Below are 18,455 nucleotides of genomic sequence, written 5' to 3' on the forward strand. Positions count from 1 at the left end.
ATGGGTCGGAAAAAATCGAAGAACAACGACCGCTGCACGATGTCGGTGGTGCATCCAAATGCGGCCGCGATCGACGTCGGGGCCACGATGCATATGGCCGCCGTGAATGCAGATCGCACGCCTGAGCCGGTACGCAGCTTCGGTACCTTCACAACTGATCTGCACAGGCTGGTTGACTGGTTTGCAGAATGCGGCGTCGACACGGTCGTCATGGAGTCAACCAGCGTCTATTGGATCCCGATCTTTGAGCTCCTCGACGCTCGTGGCTTTGCGGTGTTCCTGGTCAATGCGCGCGATGCCAAGCACGTGCCCGGACGCAAGACCAATGTCAGTGATGCGCAGTGGCTGCAGCGGCTTCACTCCTTCGGTTTGTTGCGCGCAAGCTTTCGGCCCAAAGGTCAGATCGCCGAATTGCGTGCCTACCTGCGTCAACGTGAGCGCCTGCTGGAGTATGGGGCATCTCATATCCAACACATGCAGAAGGCGTTAACTGAAATGAACGTGCAGCTCCATCACGTCGTCACCGATATTACCGGTTCGACCGGGCTACCGATTATCCGCGCAATCCTTGCCGGCGAGCGCGATCCGGCAGTGCTGGCGCGCATGCGGGATCGGCGTTGCCACGCCACTGTCGAGACGATCGAGAAAGCGCTGGCAGGTAACTACCGCATTGAGCACCTGTTCATCCTCGAACAGGCACTCGCTCTCTACGACACGTACCAACAAAAGGCATTTGCCTGCGACGCTCGGATCGAGGCTGTGTTGAAAGAACTCAGCGTCCGTCGTGGTCGCGAAGGAGGTCAATTGCCTGCAGCACGTCAGAATAGATCCCATCAACAGAATTCATTGCTCTTTGATGTCCGTGCAGCGCTCTTCAAGCTACTCGGCAAAGACCTTACCCAGATCAACGGTCTCGGCCCCTTCCTCGCGCTAAAGCTCATCGCCGAGTGCGGCGACGACCTCTCCACTTGGCCGAGCGCAAAGCACTTTACGTCCTGGCTCTGCTTGGCGCCGAGCAATAAGATCTCCGGTGGCAAAGTGCTCTCTGCGCGCACACGCCGCTCGGGGAGTCGGGCCGCCGCGCTTCTGCGGCTTGCTGCGGCAACTGTGGGACGAACCGATACCGCGCTGGGCGCCTTCTACAGACGGCTCTCGGCGCGCATCGGCAAGGCCAAAGCTGTGACCGCCACGGCGCGCAAGATCGCAGTGCTGTTCTATAACGCGGTGCAACACGGAATGAACTATGTAGACCCTGGCGCGTCCTCCCACGAGACGCGATACCGCGCGCGGGTCATTGACAATCTGCGTCGGCGAGCGAAGGCCTTCGGCTTCGTGCTCCAGCCCGCCGGCCCAATCCCCGGCATCGCCGTTTCTTAGGAAAGCGTGGCGACTGGCGAACGCGATCGACCCGAGGTCGCGCGGCGGCGAGCCCAGTGGACAAAGTATCAAGGTCGCGTCGAAGCTGAGCGGCTGGTCTTCATCGACGAGACCTGGACCAGGACCGATATGGCGCGCCCTTGCGGGGATGGGCGCCGCACGGGAGCAGACTTCACGCCAAGGTTCCCCACGGTCGCTGGAAGACCATGACCTTCCTGGCGGCCCTGCGCCATGACCGGATCGATGCGCCATGGTTCATCGAGGGCCGATCGACGGCGTGAGCTTTCGCACCTATGTCGAGAAGGTTCTTCTGCCCGTCCTTCGACCCGGCGATATCGTCGTCTTGGATAACCTCGGCAGCCACAGGAGCAAAGCAGTTCGCCAGCTCATCCGTTCGGTCGGCGCCAAACTCTTCTTCCTGCCAAAACACTCACCCGACCTGAACCCGATCGAACAGGTTTTTGCCAAGCTCAAGCACCTGCTCCGCAAAGCTGCCGCACGAACCGTCGACGCGGTCTGCGCCGCAATCGACCACGCACTCGATGCCTTCACCTCCGAGGAATGCGCGAACTACCTCGAAAATTCAGGCTATCGAACTTAATGCCATCACGCTTTAGCCCCCAATCTGCGCGGCGAGACAGCCGGCGCACCTCGTCGAAGCGAAGTTCTTCAAATGGTTGGCAGCTCGCGGCCGCAAGCGCGCGTCTCCGGTAGACCCGTCACGGATCGAGAGCTATGATTTCCTCAATGCGCCTTCCTCTCGATGGCCCCTTCGAAGAAGCATTTGCGCAGTCTATCAATCGGCGGCGACCCGACTGGTTTTCTCGTGAGGATCGTTGCAAGCTGACCGATCATAGAAGTAGCCTTTTCCTCGCGGCCAAAAGCATTTCCGGCGGAATCTTGTGAACGTTGACGATGCGTGCTTTTTCACACTGGAAAGCGGTCCCTGGCACGTCAGGATCATCTTCGACGACGCCCTCGAGTTCAACTTAATAGATTCGCGGATATTCGTGGTGAGCTGCCCAAATTGCCGCTTGGTCGAATAGCTTCACCACGTAGACGCGATCGTCCCGACGCACATCTGGCGAAACATCGCCATTTTGCGGTCCGCCGCTCACCGACGGCGGCAAAATATATTCACCTTTCTGCAGGCCGAGGTTGCCAGCATGGAAGTAGTGTCGTGGTTTCTTGCAAGGAAGCATTCCTTGGCAGCGAGACGTCTGCGCTTCCGTTTCCCCATTCTTTCGTTCGTGGCTCCGCCGACCGACTTTCCTCTTCCTCGATTCGAAACATACAGCATTGGCGAGAACGCCGGTTACGGGACGTTCACCGTTGGCGCGGCCTCGCTTGGTCAAGCAACGCGCTCACTACTGAGAGACCGCCTCCGACGGTCATTGCTGACCGCGATAAGAAAATCGGCATCGCGCGATCAGCTTTTCGGCGTCGGTCTCTCGCGTCAAACGCGAGCCGAGTCGCCCCCCGAAGTCGTCCCGCACGAGGTAAGTGTCTCGCCCAACACCGTCGGGGAACGATGGATGGGGTACGCATGAACAAGATCCTTCCTTGACCTGCGATATAGTGTTCGGTTGATCCCGACGGGAGTTCGATTCAGAGGCCGGTTCGATTCCCGTCGGGCGATTGTGGAGGCCGGAACGGCATGGGGCGTGCCCGCTACCGTGGAGTCTGCTGCTTTATTTTTACCAGCTGACACCGCGCGTCATCTTGTTGGTATTTCTGTTGGTATTGGCAGCAATCGATGATAAAAACCACTTTGAATTCAAATTGTTATGGTATTAAGCGATTATCGGCCAGGGGCACCAAGATGAAAACATCAATAATAACAATAACTTAAGCCAATGGTTCGATTCCAGATTTTCGGGAAAATTTTTGCGGCGCATTGAAAACATGCGTAAAAATTCGGTCCAGCCGTGCGAGTTGTCGGTATTTTTGTCGGTAGTTGGGAGAACAACCGTTCGCGGCGAATTTCGTTATTCCGAATGAATTGAGCAGATGACGCGTAAGCACGATTGCGCGTGCGCTAACCCCCAAGCAGCGACGGCAGGTTCGATTTCGGAATCTCTGAACCGCGGTATTCGCGCTTGGCGTGATCTACCTAGGCGGCTTTCAGCTTGCTGATCGCCGGGTCGGCGAACCCGGCGGCGCGTATGGAAAGTCCGCTTCGCTAGCTGCCACCGCGACGCTGCAACGGTCCCACCGCCCGTCGGCAGCGGGACGTTGCCTGTTGTTCGATCTGGCGAGGTCACTTCCCCGCCATCTTGGCGGCGAGCGGCTTACTCATGACGGCATGTAGTCTCTAGCGAAAGCATCCTCCGAACCGACGGCGAAGAACTACGGCTTGTGCGAAGAATTCACGCAGTATCGCGAAATTCTTCGGTAGTTTGACGGTAGATTCGAACAATCGGATCCAGGGGTGAGTTGTAGCGAAGCGTGGCGGAGAGAGTGTCAGTCAACTCCCGTTGAACGATCGATCATTTTCGCCCTGCCTGGGCCAAAACCCACCATTTGAGCTACGGCCGGAAAATAGGGTATCGCTATGCGCAACCATGCAGTGGATAGGTCGGGGGTTCAAGTCAACGCCGCTTTTCCGGATCCGCGTAAACTCGATTTTCAGGGTAGAGGCGCTCGACCAGAGCGCGCCTACAGCCCGAGGTCACTCAGCGACGGATAGTCGTCCGGCCTTCGCCCCAACGGCCAGTGGTACTTGCGATCGGCCTCACGGATCCGGGCGTAGTTTATGCTGGCGACGCGGCGGCGCATCAGGCCGCGCGCATCAAACTCCCAAAGCTCGTTGCCGTAGGACCGAAACCAGGTGCCGCTGTCGTCATGAAATTCATAGCGCAGCCATCGAGACCCCAGCCTAGAGTGGCCGGCCGCCAGCGGTCGGCTACGCCATCGCGGTGGTAGCTAACGGTGCCTCGCTCGCTGAAAAATGCAAATCGAGCGATGCGCTCATCGCGTCTAAGTCGGACACCTGTCTCGCGATGGCGAATACGTAGTGGTCTGGACGGACCAAAGCGGCAATTAGTTTATGATCGCGCATCCAGGCGCCGAGCAGACCGTCGGTTTCAACAATCGTCCATGCTCCGGGTCCGCGCTGGCAAGAGCGCTCCCCTTCGGCCAGGCAAAGTATTTTGCCCTCGATTGCACCCAGCTTTTGGCATAGTTCGACGGGGATATGATGCAAGTCGGCGCTTGGCGCCATGATCAGGCGGAACGAATTCCCGAACTGATCGTCTAGCAATGTAATGCCGAACTCGCTGGCGATTCGTGGCTGAGGAAAGCGCGCGCCCACCGGAGGTCCCTGCTCCGAGCAAAGCGCTCCGTGAACCAGGCCCGGAATGAGGCTTTGGCGATACTGGACCGCTGGCGGATCGCCCTTCTCGCTCAGCATCTGTGCGTCACGTTGTGCCGCTTTTTCCGGATCGAGCTCACAGATGATGCGGCCGAGCATCTTGGCGGTTTCCGTCGTGGTCCTGACATGCGGACGCCGCTCGTGCTGATAGCTGTCGAGGAGCGCGGCGGTCGACCTCTCTCTGAGCACCAATTCGAGCTTCCATGCGAGATTCGCCGCATCCCGGATTCCCTGGCACATCCCCTGGGCCATAAAAGGGGGGGTCATGTGTGCGGCATCTCCAGCCAGAAGCACGCGATCACGGCGCCACTCGTTGGCGACCAACGCATGGAACACGTACGTAGCGGCGCGCCAAAGCTCACCGTCCTCAGGTGTCATCCATCGCCCGAGCAGGCGCCAGATGGTCTCCTCACGGTTCATCTCCTCCGCGGTTTCACCAGGAAGCAGCATGAACTCCCAGCGGCGGTGATTGCCGGATCCCACGACATACGTCGTCGGGCGCTGCGGATCGCAGTATTGAACGATCCCTTGCGGCAACTTGGCGACCCCGCTTTCGTTGACGAGGACGTCCACCACAAGCCACGGCTCGTCAAAATCGAGCGACTCAAGAGCACCGCCAATCAGCTTGCGGACGAGACTCCCGCCGCCGTCGCATCCAACGACATAGCGAGCTCGCAGTTTCTGCCGCTCTCCTCCTCGATCCAGAATAGCCAGCTCAACATGATCGCCGTGTTGCGTGAGATTCTCCAGTGCAGTGCCAAGTTGAATGTCTACGCAGCGAATCTCGGCGAGCGCCTGGCGAAGAGCTCGCTCGAAAGGCGGTTGCTTGAACATGAATCCCGGCTGCCATCCCTGCGGATAGGGTGGCGGCAGGGACTCATAGCAGGCGATCAGCTTGCCGCCGACACCGCGGTATTCGGTCCGGGGATATGCGACGACATAGGGATGAACGTCCTCAGCCAGACCGAGGTTCTGTACAATCCGCATAACTTCGTGATCGAAAGATATTGCGCGGGGCAGCGCAAAAATATCATCGGCTTTGTCTAGAACGATGGTTGAGATACCTTGCCGTCCCAACAATGCCGAAAGAACGGCGCCGACCGGCCCCAAGCCGACAACAGCGACATCGACAATTTCGGACATTCCTGTCTCCGCCCTCGATAGCACGCGCCAAAGGAATTCAGCGCGCTTCCCCGATGAATTAACCGACACCTGCTGGGGCCGGCACATTGAGTTTGCTGGCGAGCGCCAACAGCCGTTTGAGCGTGCCTTGCGCGATCGGAATACCGTCCCGAAAACGCTTCCTGCTCTCTTCGAAACCGCGTTCGCCCGGCAGATAGACCTCATCGACCCCTTCCGCAGGCGGCAAGCCCTTGATTGCGCTGCGCAGCCTATCGACGTCCGCGGTGAAGTCGCTCCCAAACGCCGCTGGGTCGAGCGCGGCGACGAGACCGTTTCCACCAGGATCGCCATCCTGTGAGAGTGCGACGGAAATCAGCGGATTCCCAACGAGCACGCTTGCGAGGACTTCGATCATTAGAGAAAGCCCGGACCCCTTCGGACCGGCCATCGGCAGGACTGATTTGACCTTTCGCGGATCGGAGGTTTCCATGCCATGCTCATCGACTGCCCATCCCGGAGACAGCGACCGGCCAGCATCCTTTGCCGCCATGACTTTTCCGATCGCAACAGCCGCTGTTGACATGTCCAGGAGGAAAGGAAGTTGCGGATCGCTGGTCGGCGCAGCGATCGCGATTGGATTTGTCGACACCCCATCTGCGCGAGATCCATGATAGATCATGAGCGGCTTGGAGGCAGTCATCGCGATCCCGATCAAGCCCGCTTGCGCGACCTGTTGCGCATAGTACCCGATCGCTCCTGCGTGCGTGATGGAACGAACCGCGCACCAACCTAGACCGTGAGCTCTCGCGAGCTCGCCGGCAGAACGCGCAGCAATATTCATTCCCACAGCGCCAGGTGCGTTTTGCGCGTCGACCACGGCAACCGCTCCCTTCGCAAAAACTTGTGTCGGCGAGGCAGCGGGATTGATCAGGCCGAGTTCGATCATCTCGACATAGCGGGGAATGCGCAGGACCCCGTGCGAGTCCGCGCCTCGCGTATTGGCCCAGACAAGCATCGCAGCCGTCTGTTCGGCATGATCCGCTGTAAGACCACCCGCGTGAAGCAGGCCCGTCGCAAATTTCCTTAAGTCGGCTTCGCCGATCACGCTGGTATCCGAAGCGCCCGCCATCCTCAGGCACCGAGGGGGGTCGGAAAAAACTTGTCGAGCCAGCCCTTGAGAATGGCTTTCGTGCGGGGCGCATCTTCCTTGGCGAGCGGAAAGTGCGACGTGCCGGTGATCAGGACCAGCTCTGCCGGTTGCCCTGCCCTTTCAAACATGCGGAGGGACTGCTCCGTCGGAGTAATGGTATCGTTAGCGGTGTGCAGAAACAGGATCGGACGGGGGGCAATGTTCCCGACCACCTCATCGGCGCGGAAATTGTACATGCTCCAGGCGGTTTCGACCGGTATCTCCATGATCGCCTTGGGCGAGAGGTTCTTGCGCAGATGCTCCGGAATCGGGACCGCATCGAAGCGTGAGATCCACATGCTCTTGCCGGTTTCCTGCTTCTGTTTCTTCCCCTGCTCCAGCAGCGACGTGAACTTGGCCCATGCCTCCGGGGTAGGATGCTGACCACGGAACTTGCGTTCACCGTTCCCCCAACCGCACGACGAGATGACACAAGCGAAGCGATCGTCCACACCGGCCGTGTAGACCGCAACCGCCGCACCGAAGCTGTGCCCGACGACGCCGATCCGCTTCGGATCAATCTCTTCGCGCTGGGCCAGAAACGTCAGCGCATTCTTGGTGTCTGCCACCTGGTCAAAGCAACGCACCTGTGCGCGCTCGCCTTCACTCTCTCCACAACAACGAAAATCGAAACGAAGGGCGGCATAGCCCATTTGCTCGAGCAAATTGGCCTGAATTTCAGCGTGCGACTCGTCCTTGGACCCGACAAATCCGTGCAGCACAATGAAGGCTGGGAGCCGCTGGCCGGGCTTTCGCCCCTCGGGCACATGCAGCACGGCGGAAAGCTTGAGGCCGTCAGAATGGAACGAGAGCTTCTCTTGCATGATTCATGTCTCTGGTATGGTCTTTAAACGGCCCGTCGCATGCCGGCGGAATGCCAGCATCAATTGACGGCAGCGAACGGGAAGTGAAACTGGCGCCATTCCAGCGGCGACGGCGTGCCCCAGACATTCATCGCGCGCACATTGCCCGGTCGCTCGAGATTGGTGATCGTGTTGGGCTTGAAGGTTGCATCGTCTGCAATGAGCGCCATCGAGCCGGAACACTCGATCATGGCGCCGCTGGCATCCGTGTAATAGGCGTAGGTGTTGTCACCGGGGCGGTGGCGGCCCGGCCCCCACAGCATCTGCTTGTCGAAGCGATCGAGCAGGTCGCCAAGCTTGAGATAATCGGTGAAATCCCTGAACTCGAACGAGTAATGATGCAAGCCGACCTTGCCGCGCACGACGCCAATGATGTGATGCTGGCGATTGCCACCATACATCCAGGTCAGGCTGTCGTCGGCCATCCGCTCCGAGACGCGAAGCCCGCCAATGGCCTCGAGTTGCCGACATGTGGCAACGGGATCCGGTGAGGTCAGGTTGAGATGATCCATGCGGGTCGGCCCGACGCCGTGGGTCGGATAGCGACGACCATAGATGTTGTCGTGCGCAGGCGTGTGGACCTCGAAGCGCAAACCCTCCGGCGTCGCAAACGAGACACCGGCGGCGAAGCAGGAAAGGCTCGGCTGGCGCGACAGGATGCGGCACCCGGCGCTCTCGATGCGGGATTCGACCTCGCGCAAAGCGTCGGTGGTCAAAACCTCCAGCCCGATGGTGTGAGCCGAGTTCTCGTCCGAGCGCAGCAGCACCAATTCCGCGGCGCGACCGTTCGAACTCAGCCAGGTCTCGCGCGCGTCGGAATGCGTCACGTGCAGGCCAAGGATCTCCGTGGCGTCCCGCACGACGGCGTCGGTTGCCGTGGTGTTGATCTTGACGTGTCCGACGGCGTGCACAATCGGTGGCATGTGGGCCTCCCAAGCTTCTCCCATTGGACGTCAGGTATCCTATCCGAGAGCAGCCATCAACTATTTTCGATAAAATAAATTATTTTCGAAATTTTATCCAAAGGCCGCGCCGGTATCCTTTAGCAACCTTCGCCACATATTCGGGTGCATGTGCTTCGGCGTTGATATCTGGCCGCGTGGCCTGTCTATCGTTTGATCTATTTTCGAAAATCTATCATACTGACTTCGTTATGCAATTCGTCAGGACCGTCCGGGATGCCCGAGAAGCTCAAGCCAGCAGGTGAAACGCGCGCTGCCGATGTGCTGCATCGGATGCGAGCCGATATCATCAATTGCACGCTCAAACCGGGCATGAAGCTCAAGTTCGAGTCGCTGCGCGAGATGTATGAAGTGAGCTTCTCGACACTGCGGGAGGCACTTTCGCGTCTCGTCGCCGAAGGGCTGGTTGTCGCAGAAGACCAGCGCGGCTTCATCGTGGCGCCGGTTTCGATCGACGACCTGAACGACCTGACCGACGTGCGGGTTCTGATCGAGCGTGAATGTCTGACCCTTGCGATCAAGCGCGGCGACGACGCCTGGGAGGCCACCATCATTGGCGCGTTCCATCGTATGGATCGCCTCCAGGAGCGGCTCGGCCTCAAGTATTACCTCTCGGAAGAATGGACCAAGCTGCACGGCGACTTCCACTTCTCGCTCGTCGTCGCGTGCCAGTCCCCGAATTTGCTCGAGATCCGGCAGAAGTTGTTCGAGCGGGCACATCGTTATCGGCGGATGTCATCCCAGTTCCGCACCAAGTGGCGAGCGAAGGACGTCGAGCACAAGATGATCATGGAAGCGGTCATCGCGCGTGATCCGACCAAAGCCGGAAAACTGATCGAACGCCATATCCGCGAGACGACCGCCAACGTCGTCAAATACGCAGGCCATCTCTTCGAAGCTCCCGACGAAGAACCGCGTAGCCGGGCTGTCCGCGTTTCGGCATAAGCCGAGATCATCTCCCTGTTCTTCGACTGGTCTCGTGGCTGCGATCAAGATCGCGGCCCGCAACCATGCGCCAAAATGTAATTACGAAAATATATTGCGTTTTCGAAATTTTTCCACGATGGTCTCCGAAACGGCCAAGCCTCGCGCTCGCCGTCCAATATTCGACGGAGGAAGCCATGGCAGTATCTGAAACCATGACCGCAGCGCGGCTGCACAAGGTTGGCGGCGAACTGAAGCTCGAGAATCTGCCGACGCCCAAGCCGGGTGACCTCGACGTCCTCGTGCGCGTCAGGGCTTGCGGCATCGTTCCCAATCTCGGGAACATCCTTGCCAATTGGCCGACATGGTTTCCCCACATGCCGCAGCCGCCGCTTCCGGCCGTGTTCGGTCTCGATCCGGCCGGTGAGATCGTCGCGGTGGGACGGCAGGTTCACGCGCTGAAGCCCGGCGATCGCGTCTACGTCAACCCGGGTCGCTCATGCGGGACATGCCGTCATTGCCGCAGGGGCGATGCCATCTCCTGCAAGCACTACGCTTTCCAGGGCTATTTCGGCTTCAGCGAGGATGCGATGCCGACCTTCGCACAATACCCGAGCGGAGGCCTTGGCGAATACATGGTTGCCCCGGCCTCGGCGATCGTGAGCATCCCGGACAATATGAGCTACGAACAAGCCGCGCGCCTTGGCTATCTCGGCACGAATTACTCGGCCTTGAAGAAGGTCAACGCCGGACCTGGTGATACCATCCTGGTCAATGGCATCAGCGGCACACTCGGCATCGGCGCAGCCATTTTTGGACCGGCGATGGGCGTCAAGAAGATCCTAGGCACCGGGCGCGACCGCAAGCTGCTGGAGGAGATCAAATCGCTTGCTCCCTCACGCATCGAGGTCTTTTCGATCGATGACGGCAACGTCACCGACTTCGTGATGAAGCATACGCATGGCGAGGGAGCCGACGCCTTCATCGACTGCCTGGGCCCCGGCGCCAAGCACGAGACGTTCCTGCAAGGGCTCGCGAGCCTGCGGCGTGGCGGTATTGCCGTCAACATCGGCGCCGTGATGGGAGAGATCCCGATCGATGTCCACTGGTTGATGGATCACTATCAGCGTCTCTGCGGCTCGCTCTGGTTCACCACCGAGGAAGGCCAGGAGATGGCCGATCTGGTCGGCGCCGGCGCCGTGGACCTCTCCATGTTCAAGACGCAAGGGTACCCGCTCGCGGAAGTCAATCAGGCCATATCGGGCATTGCCGCGCGGCATGGCGGCTTTTCCAACTTCGTCATCTATCCCTGACTTCAACATCACATCCAATTTCCAAGAGCTGAGGAGAGAGCAGCATGACCGTCAGACGCGTCGTCACGGGGAAGAATGCGAGTGGAAAGTCCGTGGTCATGAGCGACGGCCCCTCGCCGCGCGAAATTGCGCTCAAGCACACTCCCGGCTTCAATAGCGCGCCCATCTGGATGTCAGCCGGGACACCCTCACTCTCGGCAGCCACCAGCGACCCGATGGGAGTGGCCGGCGCAAGCCTGCTGCCGCGCGCGGGAGGATCGACCTTCATCATCGTGACATTCCCTCCGGACAGCGTGATGATGTCTCCCGATTTCGATCCGACCAAGGCTGGCCCCGAACATCTCGTGGCGACCCCCGGTATTGCGGATCACTTCGAGATGGACAATCCAGGAATGCACACCACGCCCACGGTCGACTACGCCATCGTCCTCGACGGCGAGATTTGGCTTGAGCTCGACGATGGTGAGACCGTCCACCTGAGGTCGCGCGATACAGTGGTTCAGCAAGCCGCCCGCCACGGCTGGCGCAACAAGGGAAACAAGCCCGCCACGCTCGCATTCATCTTGCTTGGCGCGAGTTGAAGCTAGTCTCGTCACGTAGGCAACGACATCGCCGACGAGTGCCGGCGAAGTCCCGCCGACCGACTTACCGAGACGCCGCTCTTATCTGTCGATGCGCTCAATCTTTGCGTCGTCTACAACCTTCGACCGCTTTGCAATCTCGCTCTGAACGAGTTGGCGCATTTCGCCCGGGGTGCTGCTTCGAGCTTCGCCACCGATGGCTGTCTCAAACGCTGCCTTTACGGCGGGATCCGCCAACACCGCAACGATCTCGGCATTTAGCTTGGCGACGATCTCGGGCAGCGTTCCCTTGGGAGCAACAATTCCGGCCCAGGTCCTGACATCATACCCCCTCAGTCCGGCTTCGTCTGCCGACGGCACATTCGGAAGTAGCGCCGTTCGCGAGGGCGACGTTACGGCCAGCCCGCGAACGGTCCCGCCCTCTATCTGACTTGCGAGAGGACCGTTGTCCCAAATATCACCGGCACTTCTCCTCCGAGTAATGCCGTGACAGCCGCGGAATCTCCGCGATATGGCACGTGGAGCATTTTTGTGCCGGCGGACGTATTGAGGAGCTCGCCCGCAAGATGCTGAGTAGTACCAAACCCCGTCGAGCCAAAGCTGACTTCGCTCGGCTTGCTCTTCGCAAGAGCAATCAACTCGGGCAAAGTCTTCACAGGCGAGTCTGAACGCACAGCGATGACAAAGGAGTAATAAACCAGCGTCGAAACCATCTCGAAGCTGTCCGTAGGGCTGAAGGCGAGCGACTTGTACAGTGCGCCCGAGATCGCATGCCCACCGGTCACCAACCCGATCGTGTAGCCATTTGGATCGGCATTCGCGACCATCGCCGCGCTGATATTGCCGCCCGCGCCAGGCTTTGCTTCGATCACGATCGGTTGCCCCAATCGCTTCATGAGCGCGTCTGAGACGATCCGCGCAAGCGCGTCAGCAGCTCCCCCCGCCGCGAAACCGTGAAGTAGTCGAATTGGCCGATTTGGGTAGATTTCCGCAGCGGACGTCGGTATCGCCAGGGCCAAGAGGCAAAGCATCCCTAGAGCCAGGGATGACGCACATCGATGTCGACGAAGTCGCACAACCATTTCCGTCTCTTTTTCTAGGCAATCGAGCCGACCTTCCGTGCGGAAGACTGGGCGCCCGTCACTCTTGAACGACGGGATTGCGCAGCACCCCGATATTCTCGATCTCGACTTCCACGACATCGCCGGGCTTTAGGAAGACCGGCGGCTTGCGCGCGAAGCCGACACCCGCTGGCGTTCCCGTCGCAATCACATCGCCCGGGACAAGATCGAATATCGTCGAGCAGTAGTTGATCAATCGAGGGATCGAGAAAATCAGCATCGACGTATCGGACGATTGCTCGATCTTGCCATTGACGCGGGTTTCAAGCTTGAGCTTGGTCGGATCACCGATCTCGTCCGGCGTCACTAGCCAGGGGCCGAACGGGCCAGTTCCGACAAAATTCTTGCCAGACGCAATCTGCTGCGCGTGGCGTTGCCAATCCCGGACACTAACGTCGTTGAAGATCGAGTAGCCGGCGACATGATCGAGAGCGCGATCCTCCGCGATATGACGCCCGCCCCTGCCGATCACGACGGCGAGTTCCCCCTCCCAGTCGAGGTTATCTGACACCATCGGCCGCACGACCGGTGCGTTGTGTCCCACCTGTGAACGCCATACTCGGAGAAAGATTGGTGGAAACTCCGTGATCTCACGCTTCAAACCGGTCGCCACGGCCTCATGATGGTGATCAAGGTAGTTTCTGACGGCGCAAACGATCTTCTCCGGACGCGGTATCACCGGCAGAAAACTGATTTCTGCCAAGCGCGAGGACGGCCTAACTGCTGCAACCAGCTCATCGCGACGTTTGAAATCCTCGCTCCCTATGAAGTCTGCAAGAGCCGGGTATTGCGGCAGCGCTCGCCCCAGATCGACAACCTCACCGCCGACGACCGCCCCCCAGCTCTCCCCGGCATCAGTCGAGAATGACAACAACCTCATCTGCTCCCATTCCCCTCGGCATAAATTTCGATATTTATAATATTTTCGAAATCTAGGCGGAGCGCAAGTCGTTTGTTGATCGCGGCTTAAGCCATCACGCCTCAGCTCAGGCTTCGGCAGCCTTTCCTTGACCGACTGCAGGTTCCGACTTGGTGTCCCTTAACCAGTACCCAACAGGGAGAAGTTGCACGCCCGTTCGCGCTCCGAAGATTCCGTACAACCCGCTTGGCAGGAACAACGAAAATAGCAGCGCAACTGCGCCAAGTCCGATCATGTACCACACGCCCATGCTCCCGAAGGCCGCCTCGATCGCGTAAAAAATCACGGCGCCGATGATAGCACCTTCGAAGGTGCCGAGCCCTCCGACGAGCACCATGAAGATCATGTAAGACGTCCATTGTGCGCTAAAATAGGTCTTGGGCTGAAATGAAATCGCGGTCGCAAGCCAGAGCGAACCGGCGATTGCAGCGCCGGCGGCCGCGAACACGAACACGATGCGCTTGACGGTCACGACACGCACCCCGACCGAATTCGCCGCTTCCTCGTTGTCTCTGATCGCCTGCAGGCCGGCTCCGGTTGCGGATCGAAGCAACACGAACAAGATGGCGAGAACTGCCGCAACTGCCGCAAGCGCGATCCAGAACGTCAAAGCGTTCCGCTGGTCAACCGTATAGGCATTGAGAGCGATCAGCGAGATGCCCGTCTCACCTTGGATCAAGGGATCAAGGTTCACGAGCAAATGGATCAGCTCAGCCACGACCCACATACCGACCGCGAATTCGCTAGTCTTCAGCCGCAGCATGGGCAACGACAGCGGCAAAGAAAAGAGAGCAACAATCAGCGGAGCCACGACCACAGCGGTGTAGACGTTAACCCCGGCGTTCGAAAGACGAATCGTGACATAGGCGCCAAGACCAAAAAAAGCCTGCTGGCCAATGGAAACCAGACCGCCATAGCCCGCAAGTGCATTCCAGGTCGCAGCGAGGATCACATAGATAAACAATGTGGTCATCCTGTCGAGCGTGGCCGGGCTGGCGACGGTCGGCAGAAATGACAAGGCCAGCAGGAGCCCCACGCCCGCGACCGTGAACGTTACCGACGTCGGCGTCCACCGCGCCACCACAAGTCCGGAGTCTGTCATGATGCCTTGGTCCTAACGAAGCTGAAGATGCGCCAGACGTCTGCGATGCGATCAAGCGAGGTCCGTGCGACCAAGACGACCAGGAACGTCGCATGGCCTGCGATCAGAAATCCCTGCGGACTGATTTGAGCGCCGACGCTCTGAGCGATACCGAGCGTCAGGCCGCCCAGAAGCGTGCCCCAAAGGGATCCGGTGCCACCGATTACGGCAGCCTCGAAGGCGAAGATCAGTTGCGGCGTGCCCGCGTATGGATCGAACGTGGCGCGCATGCCCAGGGCCGCCCCGGCGATGCTGACCGTCACCATTGCGATCGCCGTCGCGCAAATATTGATCCAGTTCGCGTCGATCCCTAGGAGGCCGACCGTATCCCTATCAATGGCAGTCGCTCGAATTGCACGACCGAGCTGGGTGCGCGACAGGAACAGCTGCAGGCCTCCCAATAGCCCGACCGCGGCGAGGAAGATGTACACGGCCAGCTTTCCCACGAACACGCCATCGGCCAATTCCCAGGAATCGTAGGAGAGATCCCCGATGAACGGCGCCAGCGATCGCGTATCGGCGCCAAACTGTTGGAAGAGGAGATTATCGATGCAGATCGAAAGACCGAAGGTCGCCAAGACAGGTATCAGAAAGCCCGAGCGAGCCGACCGGTCGAGAACCAGACGCTGTAACGCTACACCAAGAAGCGCCATTGCGGGGAACACCGCCGTCCAGCCAATCGTCGGTGGCAGGCCGGCATATTCGGCCAGAGCCCAAAACCCAAAGGCAGCGAGCATGGCAAAGCTGCCATGTGCGAGATTGACCAACCCCATCACGCTGAACATGAACGAAAGACCGCACGCAATCAGCGCGTAGTACCCGCCAAGCAATATTCCCTGGAATATCTGTTCAACCCAGATCATGAATGCGCTCCTACCTGGCCGAGGCCGAAATAGGCATCGGTGATCTGGTCTCGCGTCAATTGGCTCGTCTTTCCCTCGAGAACAACGCTCCCCTCCAGCATGCAGATCATCCGATCCGCGACGGACATCGCACGATCGAGCTTCTGCTCGACCAAGATGATCGTCGTGCCTGCCGCGATCAGCTTGGCGATCGCCGCATAGACGAGATCAACCGCGACCGGCGACAGCCCCAGGGAAATCTCATCGAGCAGCAGGAGCTTGGGGTTCGTCATCAGCGCGCGGCCGATGGCGACGGCCTGCTGTTGCCCGCCCGAAAGATTCCGAGCTAACGCATGGCGGATCGGCTGGAGCTGCGGCAGGGCTTCCAGAACTGCGTCCAGGTTCCAGGCACCTCGATTGCCGGCAGAGAGACCGAGAAGCAGATTCTCGGTCACAGACAGCTCGCCAAACAGCCGGCGGCCCTCCGGAACGAGCGCAATTCCCGCACGCGCCCTCCGATACGACGGCGCTGATGTTACATCCTCGCCCGCAAAGCTGATTCGGCCGGCCTGCGGGAGGTGCGCGCCGGCAATCGCACGCAGCAAGGTCGTCTTGCCGGCGCCGTTGGCGCCAACGAAGGCAACGGTCTCACCCTGGGCAACATCAAACGATACGCCGCGCACGGCGCGCAAGAGACCATGGCGAACTTCGAGTTCTCTGACCGACAGCAATGTCATCCGACTGCGCTCCCGAGATAGGCCCGCACGACGTCGGGATGCTTCATCACGTCTCGAGGTTTCCCGTCAGCAACGATCTTGCCGCTGTCCAAGCATACGAGCCTCTCGGTTACCTGAACAAGCACGTGAACGATGTGCTCAATCCACACCAAGGCGATGCCACGTTCCCGGAGAACCTTGATGGTGCTGACCAACTCGCCGGCTTCCCCATCCGTCAGCCCACCGCCGATTTCATCGAGCAGCAAGACTTTCGGATCGGTTGCTACCGCCCGGGCAAGCTCCAGCCGCTTGCGGTCGAGCAACCCCAGCGTTTCCGCGCGGCGATTGGCCACGCGGAGCATGCCGGTGAGGCGCAAGGTCTCGACCACCCGATCATAGGCTTCTGAGGCCCGGTGGCCGCCACCATGCTGTGCAGCTACCAGGGCATTCTCGAAAACTGTCATACCGCTGAATGATTTTGGGACCTGATGCGTGCGCGCAATTCCGACCCGGCAGCGCTCAGCCGCCGGCAATCGAGTCACGTTCTGACCGAGATAGTGCACAGAGCCGGCAGTCGGCTCCAGCGCGCCCATCAACACGCTGAGCAATGTCGTCTTGCCCGCTCCGTTGGGGCCGACGACGCCGACAGCCTCACCTCTGGACAATGCGAACGCGACATTATCAAGCACGGTCAGGGCCCCGAACCGCTTGACGATGCCCTCCGCGGACAGGACGATGCCTTCCGTGTGGGCCGCGCCTATTTGCGGTCCGGGAAGCCGCCCTTCCCCTGACTCTACCGTGCCTAGCAACGCAGTCGTCTCCTCTCCTAGCGGAGTTGCTCGTGTGCTTCAGAACAGCAGCACGGGCTTCACGCACCGGCCTGCGAGCGAGTCCTCAATGGCCTGATTGACGTCCTTGAACTTGTAGAACGTGATCAGCTTCTCGATCGGAAAGCGCCCTAGGGCCTGTAGCTCGATGAGCTTCGGCAGGAATTCATCGGGATTAGTATCTCCCAGAATGATGCCCCTGATCGTCCGACCGCCGTTCATCACGTGAGACGTGACGAACGTCAGCTCGGAATCCTCTGGCGCTCCGCCGACGAAGCCGCAAGTCCCCCGCAAGGCCAGCACATCGATCGCCTGACGCAGCACCGACATCGAGGCTGTGGTCTCAAACGTAAAATCGACGCCGCCGCTGCAGATGGCGCTGATCGCCTCCGGAACAGACTGCTTCGTCGCGTTGATGCAATGCGTGGCACCAAGCTCCCGCGCCAGGTCGAGCCGCTCATCGCGGACGTCGATCGCGATGATCTTGCCGGCGCCGATCAGCTTGGCAGCCATAATGGCACTCAGGCCGACCGATCCCGTTCCAAACACAGCGATCGATTTGCCGACCCCCACCTTCAGCGAGTTGATCACGCCTCCAGCGCCGGTGATGACTCCGCATCCGAGCGGCCCCAACAATTCCAGGGGCGCATTGTCCCGGACCTTGACGACGTTGCGGTCGTGGCAGACTGCGTGGCTGGCAAATGAGCCCTGCCCCATGAACGTATGCACCTTCTCTCCACTCCTGGAGAGCGGCGTGGTTCCGTCCAGCCGTCCTCCACCGAAGTTTCGCGGAAAGAATTCATAACAATAGCAGGGCAGACTGTCCTGGCAGCTGGGGCAATGTCCGCAAGAATCTCCGCTCAGGATGACACGGTCGCCGACCTTCACCTTGACGACGCTCTTGCCGACCTTCTCCACGATGCCTGCACCCTCATGGCCGAGAACCATCGGTTGCGGCATGGGCACGATGGTGCCGTCGCGCACGGCGACGTCCGTGTGACAGACACCCGTCGCGACCATCCGCACACGGACTTCGTCATCGCGCGGCTCCTCGAGTTCGAGAGCTTCAAGCGTCAGCGACCCGAATTTCGACCGTGCGACGGCGGCTTCGATTTTCACGTCCCGAACTCCATTTTTGACCCAGTAACTTTCAAGCAGGCATTGCGTTCGCAACGTGTCGTTGGA

15 protein-coding genes and 2 pseudogenes are annotated in these 18,455 nt (G+C 59.8%); 5 read left to right on the forward strand and 12 right to left on the reverse strand.

Features of this window, described 5'->3' with window-relative positions; all coding sequences use genetic code 11:
* A complete protein-coding gene (locus YUU_RS0100320) occupies nucleotides 1-1,377 on the forward strand; it encodes an IS110 family transposase (protein ID WP_027520557.1) in 1,377 nt (458 codons plus the stop codon).
* A gap of 18 nt (nucleotides 1,378-1,395) precedes the next feature.
* Nucleotides 1,396-1,978: pseudogene (locus YUU_RS60960) on the forward strand (IS630 family transposase); the annotation flags it as partial.
* A gap of 2,057 nt (nucleotides 1,979-4,035) precedes the next feature.
* Here the strand turns inward: YUU_RS60960 and YUU_RS55985 are convergent.
* The 5 genes from YUU_RS55985 to YUU_RS0100350 are packed head-to-tail and all read right to left on the reverse strand — an operon-like array spanning nucleotide 4,036 to nucleotide 8,847.
* On the reverse strand, nucleotides 4,036-4,275 hold the full coding sequence (locus tag YUU_RS55985) for a DUF1348 family protein (RefSeq protein ID WP_084801291.1): 240 nt from the start codon (nucleotides 4,273-4,275) through the stop codon (nucleotides 4,036-4,038).
* Between the two features lie 7 nt (nucleotides 4,276-4,282).
* On the reverse strand, nucleotides 4,283-5,893 hold the full coding sequence (locus YUU_RS55750; RefSeq protein ID WP_063621642.1) for a bifunctional 3-(3-hydroxy-phenyl)propionate/3-hydroxycinnamic acid hydroxylase: 1,611 nt from the start codon (nucleotides 5,891-5,893) through the stop codon (nucleotides 4,283-4,285).
* A gap of 58 nt (nucleotides 5,894-5,951) precedes the next feature.
* Nucleotides 5,952-6,977: an Ldh family oxidoreductase gene (locus YUU_RS0100340; protein ID WP_245287908.1), complete on the reverse strand. Its 1,026-nt coding sequence runs from the start codon at nucleotides 6,975-6,977 to the stop codon at nucleotides 5,952-5,954.
* 26 nt (nucleotides 6,978-7,003) lie between these two features.
* Nucleotides 7,004-7,885, reverse strand: a complete 882-nt coding sequence (locus tag YUU_RS0100345) for an alpha/beta hydrolase (protein ID WP_027520559.1) — start codon at nucleotides 7,883-7,885, stop codon at nucleotides 7,004-7,006.
* A gap of 59 nt (nucleotides 7,886-7,944) precedes the next feature.
* Nucleotides 7,945-8,847 carry a VOC family protein gene (locus YUU_RS0100350; RefSeq protein ID WP_027520560.1) on the reverse strand — a complete coding sequence of 301 codons (903 nt, stop codon included), beginning with the start codon at nucleotides 8,845-8,847 and terminating at the stop codon, nucleotides 7,945-7,947.
* A gap of 255 nt (nucleotides 8,848-9,102) precedes the next feature.
* Here YUU_RS0100350 and YUU_RS0100355 point away from each other — a divergent pair, with 255 nt between their 5' ends.
* The 3 genes from YUU_RS0100355 to YUU_RS0100365 all read left to right on the forward strand — a co-directional run bounded on the left by YUU_RS0100355 (nucleotide 9,103) and on the right by YUU_RS0100365 (nucleotide 11,704).
* Nucleotides 9,103-9,831: a GntR family transcriptional regulator gene (locus YUU_RS0100355; RefSeq protein ID WP_027520561.1), complete on the forward strand. Its 729-nt coding sequence runs from the start codon at nucleotides 9,103-9,105 to the stop codon at nucleotides 9,829-9,831.
* A 176-nt stretch (nucleotides 9,832-10,007) separates the two neighbouring features.
* Nucleotides 10,008-11,123, forward strand: coding sequence for an alcohol dehydrogenase catalytic domain-containing protein (locus YUU_RS0100360; RefSeq protein ID WP_027520562.1), 1,116 nt, complete (start codon nucleotides 10,008-10,010; stop codon nucleotides 11,121-11,123).
* Nucleotides 11,124-11,221: 98 nt separating this feature from the next.
* On the forward strand, nucleotides 11,222-11,704 hold the full coding sequence (locus YUU_RS0100365; protein ID WP_371260456.1) for a cupin domain-containing protein: 483 nt from the start codon (nucleotides 11,222-11,224) through the stop codon (nucleotides 11,702-11,704).
* A gap of 81 nt (nucleotides 11,705-11,785) precedes the next feature.
* On the opposite strand, the pseudogene YUU_RS62615 reads toward YUU_RS0100365, so the two are convergent.
* The 7 genes and pseudogenes from YUU_RS62615 to YUU_RS0100400 all read right to left on the reverse strand — a co-directional run bounded on the left by YUU_RS62615 (nucleotide 11,786) and on the right by YUU_RS0100400 (nucleotide 18,389).
* Nucleotides 11,786-12,906 (reverse strand): annotated as a pseudogene (locus YUU_RS62615) (Bug family tripartite tricarboxylate transporter substrate binding protein).
* Nucleotides 12,845-13,705, reverse strand: a complete 861-nt coding sequence (locus YUU_RS0100375; protein ID WP_027520564.1) for a fumarylacetoacetate hydrolase family protein — start codon at nucleotides 13,703-13,705, stop codon at nucleotides 12,845-12,847. The pseudogene YUU_RS62615 and the gene YUU_RS0100375 overlap by 62 nt, the downstream one beginning before the upstream one ends.
* A gap of 106 nt (nucleotides 13,706-13,811) precedes the next feature.
* The gene (locus tag YUU_RS49710) at nucleotides 13,812-14,846 is read right to left on the reverse strand and encodes a branched-chain amino acid ABC transporter permease (protein WP_051389546.1); all 1,035 of its coding nucleotides are present in this window, start codon (nucleotides 14,844-14,846) and stop codon (nucleotides 13,812-13,814) included.
* The gene (locus tag YUU_RS0100385) at nucleotides 14,843-15,748 is read right to left on the reverse strand and encodes a branched-chain amino acid ABC transporter permease (protein ID WP_027520565.1); all 906 of its coding nucleotides are present in this window, start codon (nucleotides 15,746-15,748) and stop codon (nucleotides 14,843-14,845) included. Before YUU_RS0100385 ends, YUU_RS49710 begins: the two co-directional genes overlap by 4 nt.
* Nucleotides 15,745-16,464, reverse strand: a complete 720-nt coding sequence (locus YUU_RS0100390; protein WP_027520566.1) for an ABC transporter ATP-binding protein — start codon at nucleotides 16,462-16,464, stop codon at nucleotides 15,745-15,747. The genes YUU_RS0100385 and YUU_RS0100390 overlap by 4 nt, the downstream gene beginning before the upstream one ends.
* On the reverse strand, nucleotides 16,461-17,159 hold the full coding sequence (locus YUU_RS0100395) for an ABC transporter ATP-binding protein (protein ID WP_371260463.1): 699 nt from the start codon (nucleotides 17,157-17,159) through the stop codon (nucleotides 16,461-16,463). Before YUU_RS0100395 ends, YUU_RS0100390 begins: the two co-directional genes overlap by 4 nt.
* A 132-nt stretch (nucleotides 17,160-17,291) precedes the next feature.
* Nucleotides 17,292-18,389: an NAD(P)-dependent alcohol dehydrogenase gene (locus YUU_RS0100400; protein ID WP_027520568.1), complete on the reverse strand. Its 1,098-nt coding sequence runs from the start codon at nucleotides 18,387-18,389 to the stop codon at nucleotides 17,292-17,294.
* Nucleotides 18,390-18,455 lie beyond the last annotated feature (66 nt).

The sequence above is a fragment of the Bradyrhizobium sp. Ec3.3 genome, from assembly GCF_000472925.1.
GTDB lineage: Bacteria > Pseudomonadota > Alphaproteobacteria > Rhizobiales > Xanthobacteraceae > Bradyrhizobium.

Excerpts from the sequence above, each read along its gene's own strand:
- YUU_RS0100320 (WP_027520557.1), top strand. The coding sequence starts at position 1 with ATGGGTCGGAAAAAATCGAAGAACAACGACCGCTGCACGATGTCGGTG.
- YUU_RS55750 (WP_063621642.1), bottom strand. The coding sequence starts at position 5,893 with ATGTCCGAAATTGTCGATGTCGCTGTTGTCGGCTTGGGGCCGGTCGGC.
- YUU_RS0100345 (WP_027520559.1), bottom strand. The coding sequence starts at position 7,885 with ATGCAAGAGAAGCTCTCGTTCCATTCTGACGGCCTCAAGCTTTCCGCC.
- YUU_RS0100350 (WP_027520560.1), bottom strand. The coding sequence starts at position 8,847 with ATGCCACCGATTGTGCACGCCGTCGGACACGTCAAGATCAACACCACG.
- YUU_RS0100355 (WP_027520561.1), top strand. The coding sequence starts at position 9,103 with ATGCCCGAGAAGCTCAAGCCAGCAGGTGAAACGCGCGCTGCCGATGTG.
- YUU_RS0100360 (WP_027520562.1), top strand. The coding sequence starts at position 10,008 with ATGGCAGTATCTGAAACCATGACCGCAGCGCGGCTGCACAAGGTTGGC.
- YUU_RS0100365 (WP_371260456.1), top strand. The coding sequence starts at position 11,222 with ATGAGCGACGGCCCCTCGCCGCGCGAAATTGCGCTCAAGCACACTCCC.
- YUU_RS0100375 (WP_027520564.1), bottom strand. The coding sequence starts at position 13,705 with ATGAGGTTGTTGTCATTCTCGACTGATGCCGGGGAGAGCTGGGGGGCG.
- YUU_RS49710 (WP_051389546.1), bottom strand. The coding sequence starts at position 14,846 with ATGACAGACTCCGGACTTGTGGTGGCGCGGTGGACGCCGACGTCGGTA.
- YUU_RS0100385 (WP_027520565.1), bottom strand. The coding sequence starts at position 15,748 with ATGATCTGGGTTGAACAGATATTCCAGGGAATATTGCTTGGCGGGTAC.
- YUU_RS0100390 (WP_027520566.1), bottom strand. The coding sequence starts at position 16,464 with ATGACATTGCTGTCGGTCAGAGAACTCGAAGTTCGCCATGGTCTCTTG.